The organism is Tsukamurella sp. USMM236 (genome assembly GCF_037148755.1).
In the GTDB taxonomy this organism is placed as follows: domain Bacteria; phylum Actinomycetota; class Actinomycetes; order Mycobacteriales; family Mycobacteriaceae; genus Tsukamurella.
This window is the reverse complement of the sequence record NZ_JBBCSS010000003.1, coordinates 381,584-398,092: the sequence shown is the minus strand read 5'-3', so window position 1 is coordinate 398,092 and position 16,509 is coordinate 381,584. Positions and strand designations below refer to the sequence as shown.

Annotated in this window: 19 protein-coding genes and 1 riboswitch; of the genes, 8 read left to right on the top strand and 11 right to left on the bottom strand. The window is 71.8% G+C overall.

Translation table 11 applies throughout. The features are described from left to right. Positions 1-15: 15 nt before the first annotated feature. The 6 genes from WFK95_RS13010 to WFK95_RS12985 all read right to left on the bottom strand — a co-directional run bounded on the left by WFK95_RS13010 (position 16) and on the right by WFK95_RS12985 (position 4,704). Positions 16-765 carry an ABC transporter ATP-binding protein gene (locus WFK95_RS13010; protein WP_224645255.1) on the bottom strand — a complete coding sequence of 250 codons (750 nt, stop codon included), beginning with the start codon at positions 763-765 and terminating at the stop codon, positions 16-18. Continuing rightward, entirely contained in the window at positions 762-1,829 is a 1,068-nt protein-coding gene (locus tag WFK95_RS13005) for a FecCD family ABC transporter permease (RefSeq protein ID WP_224645256.1), read from the bottom strand. The genes WFK95_RS13010 and WFK95_RS13005 overlap by 4 nt, the downstream gene beginning before the upstream one ends. Before the next feature lie 69 nt (positions 1,830-1,898). Beyond that, entirely contained in the window at positions 1,899-3,035 is a 1,137-nt protein-coding gene (locus WFK95_RS13000) for a glutamate--cysteine ligase (RefSeq protein ID WP_224645388.1), read from the bottom strand. Between the two features lie 2 nt (positions 3,036-3,037). Beyond that, positions 3,038-3,772, bottom strand: a complete 735-nt coding sequence (sodC, locus tag WFK95_RS12995; RefSeq protein ID WP_224645257.1) for a superoxide dismutase[Cu-Zn] — start codon at positions 3,770-3,772, stop codon at positions 3,038-3,040. Positions 3,773-3,890: 118 nt separating this feature from the next. Further along, positions 3,891-4,358 carry a LytR C-terminal domain-containing protein gene (locus tag WFK95_RS12990; RefSeq protein ID WP_308011414.1) on the bottom strand — a complete coding sequence of 156 codons (468 nt, stop codon included), beginning with the start codon at positions 4,356-4,358 and terminating at the stop codon, positions 3,891-3,893. A gap of 19 nt (positions 4,359-4,377) precedes the next feature. After that, the gene (locus tag WFK95_RS12985) at positions 4,378-4,704 is read right to left on the bottom strand and encodes a DUF3263 domain-containing protein (protein ID WP_224645258.1); all 327 of its coding nucleotides are present in this window, start codon (positions 4,702-4,704) and stop codon (positions 4,378-4,380) included. Between the two features lie 172 nt (positions 4,705-4,876). Here WFK95_RS12985 and WFK95_RS12980 point away from each other — a divergent pair, with 172 nt between their 5' ends. From WFK95_RS12980 to WFK95_RS12970, 3 genes are read left to right on the top strand one after another with little or no spacing between them, the layout of a single operon-like run. Further along, positions 4,877-5,467 carry a peptide deformylase gene (locus WFK95_RS12980; protein WP_224645259.1) on the top strand — a complete coding sequence of 197 codons (591 nt, stop codon included), beginning with the start codon at positions 4,877-4,879 and terminating at the stop codon, positions 5,465-5,467. 1 nt (position 5,468) lies between these two features. Beyond that, positions 5,469-6,359 carry a GNAT family N-acetyltransferase gene (locus WFK95_RS12975; protein WP_224645260.1) on the top strand — a complete coding sequence of 297 codons (891 nt, stop codon included), beginning with the start codon at positions 5,469-5,471 and terminating at the stop codon, positions 6,357-6,359. Then, entirely contained in the window at positions 6,356-6,841 is a 486-nt protein-coding gene (locus WFK95_RS12970; protein ID WP_224645261.1) for a DUF1990 family protein, read from the top strand. Before WFK95_RS12975 ends, WFK95_RS12970 begins: the two co-directional genes overlap by 4 nt. Here the strand turns inward: WFK95_RS12970 and WFK95_RS12965 are convergent. Next, positions 6,838-7,179, bottom strand: coding sequence for a GNAT family N-acetyltransferase (locus WFK95_RS12965; protein WP_224645262.1), 342 nt, complete (start codon positions 7,177-7,179; stop codon positions 6,838-6,840). The genes WFK95_RS12970 and WFK95_RS12965 overlap by 4 nt on opposite strands. Before the next feature lie 133 nt (positions 7,180-7,312). On the opposite strand from WFK95_RS12965, the gene WFK95_RS12960 reads away from it, so the two are divergent. The 4 genes from WFK95_RS12960 (at position 7,313) to thiD (WFK95_RS12945) (ending at position 12,003) form a co-directional block, all read left to right on the top strand. Next, positions 7,313-8,152, top strand: coding sequence for an ABC transporter ATP-binding protein (locus WFK95_RS12960; protein ID WP_224645263.1), 840 nt, complete (start codon positions 7,313-7,315; stop codon positions 8,150-8,152). Beyond that, positions 8,149-9,291 carry an ABC transporter permease gene (locus WFK95_RS12955; protein ID WP_224645264.1) on the top strand — a complete coding sequence of 381 codons (1,143 nt, stop codon included), beginning with the start codon at positions 8,149-8,151 and terminating at the stop codon, positions 9,289-9,291. Before WFK95_RS12960 ends, WFK95_RS12955 begins: the two co-directional genes overlap by 4 nt. A 31-nt stretch (positions 9,292-9,322) precedes the next feature. Further along, positions 9,323-9,435, top strand: a riboswitch (TPP riboswitch). Continuing rightward, on the top strand, positions 9,431-11,113 hold the full coding sequence (gene thiC / locus WFK95_RS12950; protein ID WP_224645265.1) for a phosphomethylpyrimidine synthase ThiC: 1,683 nt from the start codon (positions 9,431-9,433) through the stop codon (positions 11,111-11,113). Its footprint overlaps the riboswitch before it by 5 nt. Continuing rightward, positions 11,110-12,003 (top strand): bifunctional hydroxymethylpyrimidine kinase/phosphomethylpyrimidine kinase, encoded by an 894-nt coding sequence (thiD, locus tag WFK95_RS12945; RefSeq protein ID WP_224645266.1) that lies wholly within the window; start codon positions 11,110-11,112, stop codon positions 12,001-12,003. The genes thiC and thiD (WFK95_RS12945) overlap by 4 nt, the downstream gene beginning before the upstream one ends. 66 nt (positions 12,004-12,069) lie before the next feature. Here the strand turns inward: thiD (WFK95_RS12945) and WFK95_RS12940 are convergent, their stop codons facing one another. Next, entirely contained in the window at positions 12,070-12,534 is a 465-nt protein-coding gene (locus WFK95_RS12940) for an HNH endonuclease (protein ID WP_336670966.1), read from the bottom strand. Between the two features lie 130 nt (positions 12,535-12,664). On the opposite strand from WFK95_RS12940, the gene thiD (WFK95_RS12935) reads away from it, so the two are divergent. Further along, positions 12,665-13,507: a bifunctional hydroxymethylpyrimidine kinase/phosphomethylpyrimidine kinase gene (thiD, locus tag WFK95_RS12935; protein ID WP_224645268.1), complete on the top strand. Its 843-nt coding sequence runs from the start codon at positions 12,665-12,667 to the stop codon at positions 13,505-13,507. Here thiD (WFK95_RS12935) and WFK95_RS12930 read toward each other — a convergent pair. The 3 genes from WFK95_RS12930 to WFK95_RS12920 form a co-directional block, all read right to left on the bottom strand. Next, positions 13,473-14,654, bottom strand: coding sequence for an AbrB family transcriptional regulator (locus WFK95_RS12930; protein ID WP_224645269.1), 1,182 nt, complete (start codon positions 14,652-14,654; stop codon positions 13,473-13,475). The two genes, thiD (WFK95_RS12935) and WFK95_RS12930, sit on opposite strands and share 35 nt — an antisense overlap. A 107-nt stretch (positions 14,655-14,761) precedes the next feature. Beyond that, positions 14,762-15,520, bottom strand: a complete 759-nt coding sequence (locus WFK95_RS12925; protein WP_224645270.1) for a hypothetical protein — start codon at positions 15,518-15,520, stop codon at positions 14,762-14,764. Next, positions 15,517-16,455, bottom strand: a complete 939-nt coding sequence (locus WFK95_RS12920) for an ABC transporter ATP-binding protein (protein WP_224645271.1) — start codon at positions 16,453-16,455, stop codon at positions 15,517-15,519. Before WFK95_RS12920 ends, WFK95_RS12925 begins: the two co-directional genes overlap by 4 nt. Between the last annotated feature and the right edge of the window lie 54 nt (positions 16,456-16,509).

The window sequence follows — 16,509 nt, the reverse complement described above, 5'->3', positions numbered from 1 at the left end:
TCGATCGGTCGGTTTCTACAGTTCGAAGCGGATGCGCGGCGGACCCGTGTCGGCCGCGGCGACCACGGGCCGCACGCCGTAGACCTCGGCGATCCGGTCGGCCGTGAGCACCTCGCCCGGGGTGCCGGTGGCGACCACCCGGCCGCGGTCGAGGAGCACCAGGCGGTCGCAGCTCTGGGCGGCGAGGTCGATGTCGTGGATGGCGGTGACGGTCGTCTTGGTCGTCGCCCGGAGCAGGCGCAGCAGGTCCAGCTGGTGCCGCACGTCGAGGTGGTTGAGCGGCTCGTCGAGCAGGAGGACCGGTGTGTCCTGCGCGAGGGCGCGGGCGATGAGGACGCGCTGCCGCTCGCCCCCGGAGAGTCCCAGCACGCTGCGCCGCCGGAGCGCGGTGGCGTCCACCGCGACGAGGGCCGCCTCGCAGGCGTCGATCGCGGCGGCGCTGCCGGCGTCGCCGTGGGCGAAGCGCCCCAACATCACCGTCTCCTCCGCCGTGAACCCCAGATGCCCGGTCTCGCTCTGCGTGACGGCGGAGACCAGGCGCGCACCGTCGCGCCGGCGCAGCGCTGCGAGGTCCCGTCCGCCCACGCGCACCGTCCCCGCGGCGGGGGCGATCGCCCGGTACAGGCAGCGCAGCAGCGTCGACTTGCCGCTGCCGTTCGGCCCGATCAGCCCGACGTGCGCACCCGCGGCGATGTCGAGCGAGATGTCATGGAGCACTCGGGTTCCGCCGAGCTCCACGGTGATCCGATCCAGTTCGACCCTCACGCCGCGCCGCCCAGCAGTCCGCCGCGGCGCCGCAGCAGGACGATGAAGACGGGCACGCCGACCAGCGCGGTGACGATGCCCAGCGGTAGCTCGCGCGGCGCCACCACCAGGCGGCTCAGCAGGTCCACCCACACCAGCAGCAGGGCGCCGACGAGCGGGGCGAGCAGGAGCACCGCCCGGTGCGCCGGGCCGACGATCATGCGGACCGCGTGCGGGACGACGAGCCCGACGAAGCCGACCGTGCCCGCGATCGCGACGAGCACCGAGGTCATGACCACGATGACCAGGAAGAGCATTCGGCGCGCGCGGTGCGGGTCGAGGCCGAGCGCCGCGGCGGCCTCGTCGCCCTGCGCCAGGACGTCGAGCACGCCCGCGAGGCGCCCGGTGATGGCGGCGCACGCCGCCACCGTCACGGCGACCAGTGGGAGCACGGACCACTGCGCTCCCCCGAGACCGCCAAGCAGCCAGAACATCACGGACCGCGCGGCGTCGCCGACGGGGTCGAAGAAGACGATCGCGCCCGCGAGGCCCTGGAAGGCGAAGGCGAGCACCACGCCGGTGAGCACCAGCCGGACCGGGCTGAGGGCACCGTCGGCCGTCCGGCTGAGCAGGTAGACCAGCAGCGAGGCGAGCACGGCGGTCGCAAACGCCGCCCCGGCCGTGCCGGCGATGCCGAGGCCCGCCACGACGCCGGTGGTGACGACGAAGCTGGCGCCCACGGACGCACCGCTGGAGATTCCGAGGATGAAGGGGTCGGCGAGCGGATTCCGGACGAGGGCCTGGCAGGCGACCCCCGCGATGGCGAGGCCGGCGCCGACGAGGGCCGCGAGCAGCACCCGCGGCACGCGCAGGTCCCAGAGGATCGAGTAGGTGGACTGGTCCTCGCGGGCGAGGGGGCCGCCGGTCAGGGCCGCCCAGAGCAGGCGCCGGACGTCGCCGAGCGGCACCGTTGCCGCGCCCTGCGACACCGCGATGCCCATCGACACGACGAGGACCGCTGCGAGCACTCCGGCGAGGAGCAGCGGGGAGGCGCCGGCGCGACGGCCGAGCGAGGTGGTGAGCACGCGATAAAGTTAACGAGAATCATTTTCGTTAACAAAGACGCATGCGGCTATGCGTGCATCGACACGCGGCTACGGCAGGACGAGCTCGCTCGTCACCGACCGCACCACGTCGCGGTAGGTGTCCACGTTGCAGACGCCGCCGGCGACGGCACGCTGCCGCTGATAGGAGGCGCCGCGGCGGGCGATGTCGGCGACGGCGGCCAGCTCGCGGGAGCAGCCGAGGCGGGCCGCGACGGGCGCGAGCTGCTCGAGCAGGTCGTCGAGGTCCTCCGTCACCAGGCGCTCGTTGTTGTCCGCGTCCTGAATGATGATGGCGTCCAGGCCGTACCGGGCGGCGCGCCACTTGTTCTCCTGCACGTGCCAGGGCGGCAGCGTCGGCAGGGTCTCCCCCGCGTCCAGCCGGGAGTCCAGCCACACGACGAGGCAGTGGATGAGGGCGACGATCGCCTCGAGCTCCGCGAACGACGACATGCCGTCGCAGATCCGCACCTCGATGGTGCCGAGGTGGCACGCGGGGCGGATGTCCCAGCGGATCTCGTTGAGGTGGTCGATGATCCCGGTGGTCTTCTGGTCGTGCACGAACCGCTCGAACTCGCTCCACTGCTCGAACTGGAAGGGCAGGCCCGCGGTCGGCAGCTGCTGGAACATCATCGCGCGGGTGCTGGCGTACCCGGTGTCGTGCCCGCCCCACATCGGGGAGCTGGCCGACAGCGCCAGCAGGTGCGGGTAGTGGTTGAGCAGCGCCGAGATGATCGGCAGCACCTTGTCGCGGTGGTTCACCCCGACGTGCACGTGCACGCCCCAGATCAGCATCTGCCGGCCCCACCACTGGGTGCGGGCGATCAGCTCGTCGTAGCGGGGATTCTCCGTGAGCTGCTGCGCGTTCCACTGCGCGAACGGGTGGGTACCCGCGCCGAACAGGTCGACGCCCATCGCGTCCGACGTCTCCCGCACCGCCGCGATGATGCGCGCCAGGTCCGCCATCGCCTCCGCGGTGTTCTCACAGACGCCCGTCACCACCTCGACGGTGTTGCGCAGCATCTCCGAATGCACCTGCGGCGCGATGTCCGGATGGGTGGCGCGGATGCCGTCGAACAGTTCCCCGGCCCGACTGACCAGGTCCGCGGTCTCCCGGTCGACGAGGGCGAACTCCCACTCGACGCCGATCGTCGGCCGCGGCGACGCCTCGAAGGCGACGGGCTCGATGATTAACCGACCTTGATCACGCCGCAGGCGATCCGCCCGCCGGCGTCGCCGGTGTTGAGGGTGGTCTCGTCCGGCACGGGCTGACCCGGGACGATGTTGGTGTAGCGCGCCGACGGGATGTTGCCGAAGTTGTCGGGGCCCGCGTGGATCATGAGCGCGTTGCCCTCGGTGTTCTTCTTGATGTCGGCGAGGGTGAAGGCGCCGGTGCTGGTGACGGTCTGGCCGGTGCCGTTGGCGTTGACGTAGACCGAGACGAGGTCACCCGTCATGGGGTGGCCGGAGGCGCCGGGCTTCTGCCAGTGGCCGCCGGCGGAGCCGAAGTTGGTGGCGGAGCCGGGGGCGCCGTTCTTGGCGACCGAGTTCGCCTCGCACTTGCCCACCTCGTGGATGTGCATGCCGTGGAAGCCGGCGGGCAGGCCGGTCACGCGGACGTCGATCACCACGACGCCGTCCTTCTCCGAGAAGGTGGCCTTGCCGGCGCTGCTGCCGTCGGGCTTGACGAGCGAGGCCTCGGCGGCACCGGCCGACGGCGAGCTCTCGCCCGGCTTGTCCTCGCCGTGCGCGGCGTTCGGGTCCAGGCTGCGGACGGGGCCCTGCGCGGGCACCGTCGCGCCGGTGACGACCGCGGGGTTCGTTCCGGGCGTGTCCGAGGGCTTCTCGTTGGTGGTACAGCCGGCCAGGGCGATGGCCGCCACCGGAAGGATCGCGATCGGGGCGAGGAACTGACGCTTCGTCATCGATGACTCCTTATGCGACGGCTACCGGGGCTGGGCCGCCCTGGGGCTGGTGTTGCCCGAAATCATATCGGGGCCGCTCTCGCAGCGAGGGACAGGACCCCGCTCCGCCCGTCGCCGGCTACTTTTTCACGACGGCGACGGCGAGCGCGCCCTCGCACGCCTCGAGCCCGGCGGGGCGGGCGGCGGTGGCGGAGCCGGGGAGGGCGGTGGAGACGGTCTTGGCGGCGTCCTCGCCGCCGTCCGCGAAGTACACGGTGGTGGCGCGCGGCGCGGCGGGCCGGTTCGGCCAGGCCGCGGCGGCCTCGCCCTGCACGGTGAAGCCGGCCTTCGTGAGCTTGTCGCGCGTGTCGGCGACCGGCGCCTTGGCCACGGAGATCAGGCACACCGTCGGCTTGTCGGCGGCGGGAGCCGCGGTCTCGGTGGCGGCGGCCTTGATCTTGGCCTCCTGCGCGTTGAGCGCTGCCTGGGGATCGTCGTTGCGGGTCACGAGCCCGTGGACCCCGACCGCCGCGAGGATGATCGCGGCCGAGATCAGGATCATGATGATGGTCCGGATCGGGACGGCGCGGGTGTTCTGAGTGCTCACGACACCCGACTGTATCGGATCACGTGATCTCGAAGCCGAGCTTGCGGGCGGCGCGGGCCTTCTGCCGGCCGGCGCGGACGCGGCGCAGGCGCTTGACGAGCATGGGGTCCGCGGCCAGTGCCTCGGGCGTGTCGACCAGGGTGTTGAGCACCTGGTAGTAGCGGGTCGCGGAGAGCCCGAAGAGCTCCTTGATCGCGTCCTCCTTGGCGCCCGCGTACTTCCACCACTGGCGCTCGAAGGCCAGAATGTCGTGCTCGCGCCTGGTCAGGCCGTCGTCGCCGCGCTCGTCGACGGGCTGCGCGTCAGTTCGGACCGTCTTCTGCGCGGCCGCACCGGCGCCCTCCATGCGTTCCCCTCGCATTCGAAATAACACTTCTGTAGTTCGCGTCAATCTAACCACGGCCGGCGGCGCCGTCGCGGGGCTACGGGCGCGTGTCGCGCAGCTCCCGCGCCGCCGGGCCCCCACGACGCCCGGTGCGCCGGTGCGGCCCGCACCGCCCCCGACTACCGTGTATGCCATGTCCGTTCTCCCCATCGTCATCGTCGGCGACCCCGTGCTGCACTCCCCCACGACGCCCGTCGAGCTGGACGCGGGCGGCAAGCCGTCGGACGAGATCGTGACCCTCCTGGACGACATGTACGAGACCATGGACGTCGCCAACGGCGTGGGACTCGCCGGCAATCAGGTGGGCCGAGGCCTGCGCCTCTTCGTCTACGACTGCCCGGACGAGGAGACCGGCGAGCGCCGGCGCGGCGAGGTCATCAACCCCGTCCTCACCACCTCGGACATCCCCGAGACCATGCCGGATCCGGACGACGACTGGGAGGGCTGCCTCTCCGTCCCGGGCGAGTCCTTCCCGACGGGCCGCGCCGACTGGGCCAAGGTCGTCGGCACCGACCGCAACGGCGAGAAGGTCGAGATCGAGGGCACCGGCTTCTTCGCGCGGATGCTGCAGCACGAGACCGGCCACCTCGACGGCTTCCTCTACACCGACGTCCTCACCGGCCGGTACGCGCGGCAGGCGAAGAAGTTCATCAAGAAGCAGGGCTGGACCGTGCCGGGCCTGACCTGGATGCCCGGCACCGTCGAAGATCCCTTCGGTCACTGACGTGCCCGCGCCCGGCGACCGGGTGGTGGTCCGGCGGCTGCTGCCGTCCGGGCAGGCCTCGGACGTCATCGGCACCCTGCTGTCCGACGGTGACCCGCTGCTCGTCCGCGCCGACCGCGACGGCGCCGAGCACGCCGTTCCCCGTGCCGAGATCATCCGGTGGAAGACAGTGCCGCCGCGCCCCGTCCGGGCGAGCGAGATCCGGTCCTTGGACCTGGCGCGCGCCCGGTCGTGGTGGTCCGTGGAACGCGAGTGGATCGACGGCTGGCTGTGCCGCGCCGCGGTGGGCCTGCCCGGGCACCGCGCGAACGCCGCCGCGCCCCTGCACCCCGACGCCGCGCTCGACCGGCTCGACGGGGTGCGCGCCTGGTACGCCGCCCGCGACCTGCCGCTGCGCCTGACGCTGTCCGACCGCGTACTGCCGGGAGCATCCGGCCTCGCGCCCGTCGTGCAGCCGACGGAGGTGCTGATCGCGCCGGCCATCGCCGACGGCGCCGACCCGGAGGTCCGCTTCGCCGGCGCCCCCGACGGCGCCTGGCTGTCGCTCACCGGCACGGCCGAGCCCCTCGTGACCTCGGTCGACGGGGCGGCGCTCTTCGCATCGATCGCCGGGCCCGACGGTGCCCCCGTCGCCGCCGGGCGCCTCGCGCTCACCGCGGACGCGGCGGGGACGCTGTGGGGCGGGATCGGATCGATGGCCGTCGCGACCGAGCACCGTCGACGGGGCCTCGCCACCCGCGTGCTCGCGGCGCTCCGGGCGCGGGCGGCGGAGGAAGGCGCGCAGCGCGTCTTCCTCGAGGTCACCGCCGACAACTCCGGCGCGCGGGAGCTGTACCGCCGGGCCGGCTTCACCCGCCATCACGGCTACCACTACTGGGCCGAGCCGCAGTGACGGCGCCGGGTGCCACGGCGTGGGGTCCTGGTCCCGCCGACCACCGTCGCGCGGAGATCACCACGGTGATCGGCTCCGGCGACGAGGATTTCGCCCGCGCCGCACACGACGTCCTGCGGTGGGCGGTGAAGACGCGCAGCGGCTTCGCCGTTTCGGCCGCGGGCCCCGTCGAACCCGGCCAGCGGCTGACGGTGACAGCCCGGGTCGCCGGGATCACGATCCGGGAGCCCGTCGAGGTCGTCGAGGTGGTGGACGCCCCTGAACGGGTCGGCTTCTCGTACCGCACCCTCCCCGGGCATCCGGTGCGCGGCGAGGAGGCCTTCGTCGTGCACCGCGACGGCGCCACCGTGCGCCTGACGATCCGGTCGCTGACCCGGCCCGCGCCGCGCGGCTTCTGGCGCGCGGCGTTCCCCGCACTCCTCGTGGCGCAGCAGGTGGCGCGCGCCCGGTACGTCCGGGCGCTGCGCCGTCCCGGCTCCTAGGTGTGCGCCGCCGAGTCGACGACGTCCTGGTACTGCGGGAACCGGGTGATGAACGAGCGCACGTAGGTGCACACGGGGATCACGCGCCGGTTCCGGGAGCGCAGATCGTCCAGCACCCCCGACACGAGGGCGCGGGCGAAGCCCTGCTTGCCGAACTTCTCCATGACCACCGTGTGCAGCAGGATCACGTCACCGTGGTCGGTGACCTCGTAGCCCTCGACCCCGATGAGCTCGTCGCCCGACCAGAGTTCGTACCGGTCGCGCACCGGATTGTCGAAGAGACGCAACGACTCCCCCAGTTCCAGCGTGGGCGGGGGAACCTCGACCTTGTCAGCCATGAACACCTCCATGTGATGCGGATCACCCCACCGTACGCCCGAACCCCGACAAGTCGGCGTACTCGCGACCGGTGTTTTCACATCTGTCACATTTCTCGATCGTGAACTTCGGAACGCGGTTACTGTGAACCGCATGACGCTGGTCGCCCGCGGGCTCACGCGGACCTTCAAACAGCACGTCGCGGTCGCCGACGCGACGCTCACGCTGCCCCCTGGCCGCATCACCGGACTGGTGGGCCCGAACGGCGCGGGCAAGACGACGCTGCTGCTCATGCTCGCGGGCCTGCTGCAGCCGTCGTCGGGCGCCATCGAGCTCGACGGTGCGCCCATCGCCCCCGATGCGCTCCGGTCCCGCGTCGGGTGGATGCCCGACGTCTTCGGGACCTGGGACTCACTGACTCCGACCGAGATCCTGACCACCTTCGCGAAGCTGTACGGCGTCCCGTCCGGCGAGGCCCGCGCCCGGGCGACGGACCTGCTGGCCCGCGTGCACCTGACCGAGTTCGCCGACCGGCCGGCGCAGGTCCTCTCCCGCGGGCAGAAGCAGCGCCTCGGCTTCGCCCGCGCCATGGTGCACCACCCGCCGATCCTGCTGCTCGACGAGCCCGCCTCCGGCATGGACCCGCGTTCGCGGTTCGAACTACGCGACTCGCTGCGCGCCCTCGCCGACAGCGGCGTCGCCGTCCTCGTCTCCTCGCACATCCTCTCCGAGCTCGGCGAGATGGTCGACGACGTGGTGATGATGGCGCGCGGCCGCACCGAGGCGCCGCCGGAGTCCGCGGTCACCCGGTGGCGGATCCGGCTCCTCGGTGAACCACCGAGCGGCGGAACGTATCTCACCTTCGATTCCGAGGCCGACGCGGCCGCACACCTCGCGCAGAGCATCGCCGACGGTGCCCGGATCGTCGAGTTCGCCCGCGCCACCAACGCCCTCGAGGACTCGTACTTCGCACTGGAGGCTGATCGCACATGAACGGCTTCACGCAGTGGTGGCGCACCGTCGGCGTGCTCACCGGACTGGAACTCCGTCAACGCACCCGCGCCACCCGCTGGCGCGTCCTGCTCGGCGTGTTCTTCCTCGTGGTCTCCGCCGTGGTCTTCGGCCTGCTGTGGTTCATGACCGTCACCTCTCCCGAATCCGGGCGACAGTCCTTCGAGGAGAACCTGTACTTCATCGTCCTCGGCTTCGTCGGCTTCCTCGGGCTGGTGATCGCCCCGACGATGACGGCGACATCGATCAACGGCGACCGGAAGGACGCCACCCTCGCGGTCGTGCAAGCCACCCCCGCTAGCGGCGCGCAGCTCGCGACCGGCAAGCTGCTCGGCGCGTGGATCGCCTCCTGCGCCCTGCTCGTGGTGTCGGCGCCGTACCTGATCTGGGCCATCGCCGTCGCCGAGTACCCGGTCGTCTTCTCCGTGCTCGGCGTCGTGGTGACCGCGCTGATCTTCCTGTCCTACTGCGGCATCGGTCTCGGCTTCTCCGCGCTGCTCGCTCGACCGATCGGCTCCGCCGCCGTCACGCAGCTGGCCATGCTGTTCCTGTTGATCGGCCTTCCGATCATCGCCGTCCTGCTGGTCCCTGCGACGAAGACCGAGGTCTCCGCGGACCGGCCGATCTGGACGTACTCCGAGAACGGGGAGAGCGGCACCTGCCGCATCGAGCGGACGAACGTCACCGTCGAACACACCGAGCGCGTCTGGTGGATCCTCGCGCCGAACCCGGCGGTCGTCCTCGCGGACTCCGCCGCGCAACGGGACTACGGCCGCGACGCCGACCGGGACCGCCGAGCCTGGAACCGCTACACGTCGGACGACCAGCGCATCCCGTCCGAATCCGGCCTCGCCACCATCGCCGACGGGGTGTCCGACATGCGCACCCCGCCGGCGGCGAACCAGGACCGCACCTGCGGGCGGCCGGGCTTCTCCACGGGCGATGACTTCATCTACTACTCCGACTTCGGCGACCCGCGACGGACGGACGGCTACCTCGGGCACTCCTGGTACTGGGGCCTGCTGGCGAACCTGGCGCTGGGCGGGCTCGGGCTCGCCTTCGCGGCCCGCCGCCTGCGGGTTCCCGCGGCGAACCTGCCGCGGGGCGTGCGGATCGCCTGAGACTCCGCCGTGTGTGCGCTACCCTCGGTAACGCACACCACACGGGAGCTCACCGCAGTGAGCTGAGAGGACGTCTATCGCGGGCGTCGACCGTACGAACCTGTCCGGGTAATGCCGGCGTAGGGAAGAGGAGTCCCGCATGCCTGTTTCGTCGTCCACCCCCGTCTCCACCGTCACCGTCGGCCCGATCGAGGGCTCCGAGAAGCGGTACCGCACCGTCCCGGGCACCGACGGTGACCTGCACGTCCCGTTCCGGCGGATCGCGCTCACCAACGGCGATCACCACGACGTCTACGACACCTCCGGCCCGTACACCCAGTACACCGCCGAGGATCAGCTGCACGACCTCGCCGAGGGCCTCCCCAAGACCCGCGACGCCTGGACCACACCCGCCCCGGTCGACGGCGCGAGCACCCAACTCGCCTGGGCCCGTGCGGGAATCATCACCGACGAGATGCGCTACGTCGCGTCCCGCGAGGGCTTCGACCCCGAGAAGGTGCGCGAGGAGGTGGCGGCCGGCCGCGCGGTCATCCCGGCCAACCGCAAGCACCCGGAGCTGGAGCCCGCCATCATCGGCAAGGCCTTCGCCGTCAAGATCAACGCGAACATCGGCAACTCGGCCGTGACCAGCTCCATCGCCGAGGAGGTCGAGAAGATGGTGTGGGCCACCCGCTGGGGCGGCGACACCATCATGGACCTCTCCACCGGCAAGGACATCCACGAGACCCGCGAGTGGATCATGCGCAACGCGCCGGTCCCCGTCGGCACCGTCCCGATCTACCAGGCGCTCGAGAAGGTCAAGGGCGACCCGACCAAGCTCACCTGGGAGATCTTCCGGGACACCGTGATCGAGCAGTGCGAACAGGGCGTCGACTACATGACCGTGCACGCCGGCGTGCTGCTGCGCTACGTGCCGCTCGCCGCGAACCGGGTCACCGGCATCGTCAGCCGCGGCGGCTCCATCATGGCCGCGTGGTGCCTCGCGCACCACGAGGAGTCGTTCCTGTACACGCACTTCCGCGAGCTGTGCGAGATCCTCCGCGAGTACGACGTGACCTTCTCCCTCGGCGACGGCCTGCGCCCCGGCTCCATCGCGGACGCCAACGACGAGGCGCAGTTCGCCGAGCTCCGCACCCTGGGCGAACTGACGAAGATCGCGAAGTCCTATGGCGTGCAGGTGATGATCGAAGGCCCCGGCCACGTCCCGATGCACAAGATCGTGGAGAACGTGCGGCTCGAGGAGGAGCTGTGCGAGGAGGCGCCGTTCTACACGCTCGGCCCGCTCGCCACCGACATCGCGCCGGCGTACGACCACATCACCTCGGCGATCGGCGCGGCGATCATCGCGCAGGCGGGCACGGCGATGCTCTGCTACGTCACGCCCAAGGAGCACCTGGGCCTGCCCAACCGCGACGACGTGAAGACCGGCGTCATCACGTACAAGATCGCGGCGCACGCCGCCGACCTCGCCAAGGGGCACCCCGGTGCGCAGTCCCGGGACGACGAACTGTCCAAGGCGCGCTTCGAGTTCCGCTGGGTCGATCAGTTCAACCTGTCGCTGGACCCGGACACGGCCCGCGAGTTCCACGACGAGACGCTGCCCGCCGAGCCCGCGAAGACGGCGCACTTCTGCTCGATGTGCGGCCCGAAGTTCTGCTCGATGCGGATCAGCGCCGACGTGCGCGCCTACGCGCAGGAGCACAACCTGGTGACGCAGGAGGACATCGACGCCAAGCTGGCGGCCGATATGGCGGCGAAGTCGCAGGAGTTCGCCGACGCCGGTGGGCGCGTGTACATCCCGCTGGAGCCCTCCCGGGCATGACGGATCGCCGATCCGAACCGACCACGGTGACGGTCGGCGCACCGTCGCGCCTGCCGAGCGCCCCGCGAGGCTCCGCGCCGCACCGGGTGCTGACCATCGCCGGCTCGGATTCCGGTGGCGGCGCGGGCATCCAGGCCGACATGCGGACCTTCGCCGTGCTCGGACTGCACGCCTGCGTGGCGATCACCGCCGTCACGGTGCAGAACAGCGTGGGCGTGCAGGACTTCCGCGGCGTCGAGCCGGCGATCGTGGCGGCCCAGATCCGTTCGGTGGCGGGCGACATCGGCGTCGAGGCCGCGAAGACCGGGATGCTGGCGTCCACGGAGATCATCGAGGCGGTCGCCGCCGCGGCGGACGCGGAGGACATCGGTCACGGCCGTGCGGTGCCGCTCGTCGTCGACCCGGTGGCGGCGTCGATGCACGGCGACCCGCTACTCGCGACCGAGGCCCTCGACGCGCTGCGCTCCGTGCTCGTCCCCCGCGCCACGCTGGTCACCCCGAACCTCGACGAGGTCCGGCTGATCACCGGGATCGACGTGGTGGACTCCGCCACGCAGGCGGCCGCCGCCGACGCCCTGCTGGCGCTCGGGGCGCAGTGGGCACTGGTCAAGGGCGGTCACCTGCGCGATTCGCCGGAGAGCCCGGACCTGCTCACCGACGGCACCGAGTCCATCGCGTTCACGGCGCCGCGGGTCCCGACGGGGCACGACCACGGCGCCGGCGACACCCTCGCCGCGGCGACGACGGCGGCCCTCGCGCACGGCGCGTCGGTGCCGGCCGCCGTCGCCTTCGGCAAGGCGTGGGTCACCGAGGGCCTGCGCTGGGCGTACCCGCTCGGCGCGGGCCACGGCCCCGTCAACCCCCTCTGGGCGGTCGCCACCCCCGATTGAACGATGTTTTGGAGAGGAAAACCGCAGGTCGGAATCTCCAAAACATCGTTCAATCGGAGCAGGGGGTCAGACCGCCGCGGGGCGGAAGGGCTCGCGCACCAGGCGCATGCCCGCCTCGGCCGGCGTGCGGTCGGCCTTGCGGTGGTTGCATTCCGCGCAGCAAGCGACGAGGTTCGTCCACGTGTTGCCGCCGCCGCGGGAGCGCGGGAAGACGTGGTCGATCGTCGTGGCCCGCGCGCCGCAGCCCGCGTACTGGCAGGTGTGGTCGTCACGGCGCAGGATCTCGGTCCTGCTCGCGTGATCGGCGGTGCGACGGTAGGGAACCGCCGCGTACCGCACGAGCAGCATCGACTTGGGCACCTCGATCACCGTGCTCGGGGAGCGCAGCACCCTGGGCGGGTCGTGCGGCTCGAGGGCGAGGGCGACCTCGCGCAGCATCATGCCCACGGCGTCCTGCCAGTGCACCGCGTCGAGCGGGCTGTAGTCGGCGTTGAAGACCCGCACCGGCGGAGCGGGGACGAACGTGCTCATACCGCACCTCCTTCCGGTCGTCCGGGCGTGGCGAGCAGGTCGAGGATAGGAGCGGGCGATTGCGCCCGCAACGCCTTTTCCGCGCGGACGCACCCGCCGACCTGCCGGTTCCCGGCGGTATCCTCACCCCATGCAGTTCCTCCCCCTGCCCGCGGACGGCGAGACCCCCGTGCGGGTGATGACGATCGCGGGCTCGGATTCGGGCGGCGCCGCAGGCCTCCAGTCGGACCTGCGGACCTTCGCGCTCGCCGGCGTGCACGGCACGAGCGCGATCACCGCCGTCACGGTGCAGAACAGCCTGGGCGTCACCGGTTTCCACCCGATCCCGCCCGAGACCGTGGCGGGCCAGATCCGGGCGGTGGTGGAGGACATCGGGATCGGGGCGGCGAAGACGGGCATGCTCGCGACCGCGGGGATCATCGACGCGATCGCCGACACCGCCGAGGAACTCGGGATCGGCGCGCGCATCCCCTTCCTCGTCGACCCGGTCTGCGCGTCGCAGCGCGGCGACCCGCTGCTCACGCCGGAGGCGCTGGAGACCCTGCTGCGCCGCCTGTTCCCGCTCGCGCACCTGGTGACCCCCAACCTCGACGAGGTGCGCCTCATCACCGGCATCGACGTCGTCGACGAGGCCACGCAGCGCGACGCTGCGCGCGCCCTGCACGCCCTCGGGCCGCGGTGGGCCCTGGTCAAGGGCGGCCACCTGCGGACCGCGGCCACCAGCACGGACGTGCTGTACGACGGTGCCGAGTTCCTCGAGTTCGAGGCGCAGCGCCTCAACACCCGGCACGATCACGGCGCCGGCGACACGCTCGGCGCGGCCACCGTCTGCGCGCTCGCGCACGGCTACGACGTCCCGGAGGCCGTGGCCTTCGGCAAGGAGTGGGTCACCCGGTCCCTCGCGGCCGCGTACCCCGTCGGCGCCGGCCACGGCCCCGTCAACGCGTCGTGGCGGCTGCGCGAGAGTTCCTGAGGCCCGTCCACCTGTTCATCGCGGCCACCACCAACGGCAGCGCGAGCACCACGATGATGAGCCGCAGGCTCTGGACCGTCGCGATCAGCGCCATATCGGCCTCGGCACTGCCGGTCGCGCTGGCGACGACCGCGTTGATACCGCCGGGGGTCGTGGCGAGGTAGGCGTCGGCCAGCGGCACCCCGGTCAGGTACGCCGCTGCGGCGGCGAGGAGCGCGACCAGCCCGCACAGGACGACGATGCCGCCCGCGATCGCCGGCAGCAGGTGCGCCAACCGGCGCAGCAGGCGCCGGTCGAACATCAGCCCGACCTCCAGCCCGACGACGATGAGCAGCAGTTCCTTGAAGGCACCCTGCGGCGCGAAGCCGCGCGTGAGCTCGGCGCCGCCGATCACGGCGGCCAGGAGCATCGGCCCGATCAGCCCGCCGCCGGGCAGGTGCAGCCTGCGCCCGAGCCACATGCCCGCCAGCGCGAAGACGAAGGCCGTGGACAGGCCCGCCACCTGGTCGCCGCGCCCCACGATCTGCAGGTCGAGCAGCCAGGACTGCGAGGACGCCGTGGCGCCGCCGGCCAGGCCCACCATGACGAACGGCGCGGTGAGGCTCACCAGCAGCACGCGCGAGTACTGCATCACGCCGACGACGTCCTTGCGCGCTCCGAGCTCGTCGCAGAGGGTGACCACCGCCGAGGAGCCTCCGGCCATGAGGCCCAGTGTCGCCGTGCGCTGGTCGAGCCCGGAGACCCACCTGCTGAGCACCCAGGCTGCGGCGACGGAGAGGACGACGGTGAGGACCGAGATGGCCAGGAAGGGCGCGAGCACAGGACCGACGGCCCGCATCGCCTCCAGATTCAGGTAGCCGCCCAGCATGACGCCGATGAACGCCTGCGTCCACCGGCTCACCTCGGCGGGGACGGCGACCTCCCGCCCGATCGCCATGCGCAGCGTCGCACCCAGCACGAGCGCCGCGAGGAGCGCGGGCGCGGGGACCCCGAACAGCCCCATCGCCTCGGCCAGCAGCCAGGCCCCGACGAGGACCGCGACGTACCGCACGCCCCGTCGCCCGACGGTGCGCCGCACGAGCCCCGGCGCGGGGTCCCGCACGGGCGCGTCCGGGGCGGTCGGCGGGGCGGCGCTCTCGACGGTCACCCTTCCTATGTAGCACTGCGAACGATCAGCGGAAAGGGCCGGCGACGAACGTTCACGCGATGCTTACATAGACCCTGTGAGCTGCGTCGATGTGAAGGCGCAATGAGTCATGCGTCACGTCGCGCGACCAGCGCCGCGCCCCCGGCCCACAGCGCGCCGATCACCACGACCAGGTACACGAAGGACACCGGCGCGCCCCACGGGAAGCTCTCGTCGAAGAGGACGCCCATGAAGTTCTGCAGGTTCGACAGCGGCAGATAGGGGCCGGCTTCCCGGGTCTGCGGGATCGTCGTGATCACGTTGTCGACCACGAACAGGTAGCCCAGCAGCAGGGTGATGGCACCCGCGCCGTTCCGCAGCGCGCAGCCCACCGCCACGCCCAGCACCGCCGCGAAGGCCGTCCCGATCGGGAAGGCGAGGAACGAGCCCGCGCCCGAGCGCAGGACCTCCGCCGGGGATCCGTCCACGATCACGCCGAACAGCAGGACCGCGACGACCATCGCCACGGCGTAGGTCACGGCGCACACCACGGCGACCACGAAAGTCTTGGCCAGCAGGGCGATCCACCGGTTCGGGACGGCGAGGAAGGTCGTCCGCAGCGTGTTGTACCGGATCTCGGTGGTCACCGACAGGACGCCGATGACCCCGGCGAAGGTGATGGCGATACCGGGCAGTGCCGCGAAGCCCGAGAGGGGCGCCAGGGCGACCACGCCGATGTCGTCGATGGTCTCCCCGATGTTGCGGACCACCAGCGCGACGATCACGGTGATGGCCAGCGCCGCCGCCGACGATCCGATGAGGAGCCACTTGGTGGCGCGGACCGTCGCGAGCTTGACGAACTCGGCCTGTACAGCGCGGACGATCATCCGATGCCTCCCGTTCCGCGGTACTCCACGGCTCCGCCCGTGAGGCGCATGAAGACCTGTTCCAGTGAACTGCTCTGCGGGGCTAGCTCGGCCAGTGGCAGCCCCTCCGCCGCGGCGATCTCACCGACGGCGTCGCTCGTCGTGCCGCGGACGGTGAGGACGGTCCGGCCGCCGCCACCGGGCGCGGCCTCGGCCGCCGCATCGACCGCGAGGCCGCGCGACGTGAGCGCCTTCGCCAGCTCGCGGTCGCGCGGGCTCCGCACGCGCACGGTGTGCTCCGAGTTCTGCGCGATGAAGTCGGCCATGGTGCCGTTCCACACGAGGTGCCCCCGGCCGACGATCACCACGTCATCCGCGGTGAGGGCCATCTCCGCGAGCAGGTGACTGGAGACGAAGACGGTGCGCCCCTGTGCCGCGAGGGATTTCATGAAGGTACGCACCCAGACGATGCCCTCGGGGTCGAGGCCGTTCACGGGCTCGTCGAACAGCAGCACGCCCGGATCCCCCAGCAGCGCACCGGCGATGCCGAGGCGCTGCGCCATACCGAGGGAGAAGCCGCCGGCCTTCTTCCGCGCGGCGTCCGTGAGGCCGACGGCCGCGAGGCATTCGTCGGCGCGCCCGGCGGGGATGCCACTCGCCACCGCGAGCCAGCGCAGGTGGTCGCGCGCGGTCCGGTTGGGGTGCACCCATTTCGCGTCGAGCAGCGCGCCCACCTTCGTCAGCGGGCGGTCGATGGCGCTGTACTCGCTGCCGCCGATCGTCGCGCGGCCGGCGGTGGGGCGGTCGAGTCCGAGGATGCAGCGCATCGTCGTCGACTTGCCCGCGCCGTTCGGCCCCAGGAACCCGGTGACGCGACCGGGCCGCACCGCGAACGACAGGTCGTTCACCGCCTGCACGGCCCCGTAGGTCTTGGTCAAACCCGCGACTTCGATCATGGATTCACGCTAACAATTCTTCGGCCGCGCCGCCGTGACGCGCGCCCGGCCATA

Coding starts and splice junctions, on each gene's coding strand:
- sodC (WP_224645257.1), bottom strand. CDS start 3,772: ATGACGAAGCGTCAGTTCCTCGCCCCGATCGCGATCCTTCCGGTGGCG.
- WFK95_RS12985 (WP_224645258.1), bottom strand. CDS start 4,704: ATGGAGGGCGCCGGTGCGGCCGCGCAGAAGACGGTCCGAACTGACGCG.
- WFK95_RS12965 (WP_224645262.1), bottom strand. CDS start 7,179: ATGGCTGACAAGGTCGAGGTTCCCCCGCCCACGCTGGAACTGGGGGAG.
- WFK95_RS12960 (WP_224645263.1), top strand. CDS start 7,313: ATGACGCTGGTCGCCCGCGGGCTCACGCGGACCTTCAAACAGCACGTC.
- thiC (WP_224645265.1), top strand. CDS start 9,431: ATGCCTGTTTCGTCGTCCACCCCCGTCTCCACCGTCACCGTCGGCCCG.
- WFK95_RS12920 (WP_224645271.1), bottom strand. CDS start 16,455: ATGATCGAAGTCGCGGGTTTGACCAAGACCTACGGGGCCGTGCAGGCG.
- WFK95_RS12980 (WP_224645259.1), top strand. CDS start 4,877: ATGTCCGTTCTCCCCATCGTCATCGTCGGCGACCCCGTGCTGCACTCC.
- thiD (WP_224645268.1), top strand. CDS start 12,665: ATGCAGTTCCTCCCCCTGCCCGCGGACGGCGAGACCCCCGTGCGGGTG.
- WFK95_RS12940 (WP_336670966.1), bottom strand. CDS start 12,534: ATGAGCACGTTCGTCCCCGCTCCGCCGGTGCGGGTCTTCAACGCCGAC.
- thiD (WP_224645266.1), top strand. CDS start 11,110: ATGACGGATCGCCGATCCGAACCGACCACGGTGACGGTCGGCGCACCG.
- WFK95_RS12925 (WP_224645270.1), bottom strand. CDS start 15,520: ATGATCGTCCGCGCTGTACAGGCCGAGTTCGTCAAGCTCGCGACGGTC.
- WFK95_RS12955 (WP_224645264.1), top strand. CDS start 8,149: ATGAACGGCTTCACGCAGTGGTGGCGCACCGTCGGCGTGCTCACCGGA.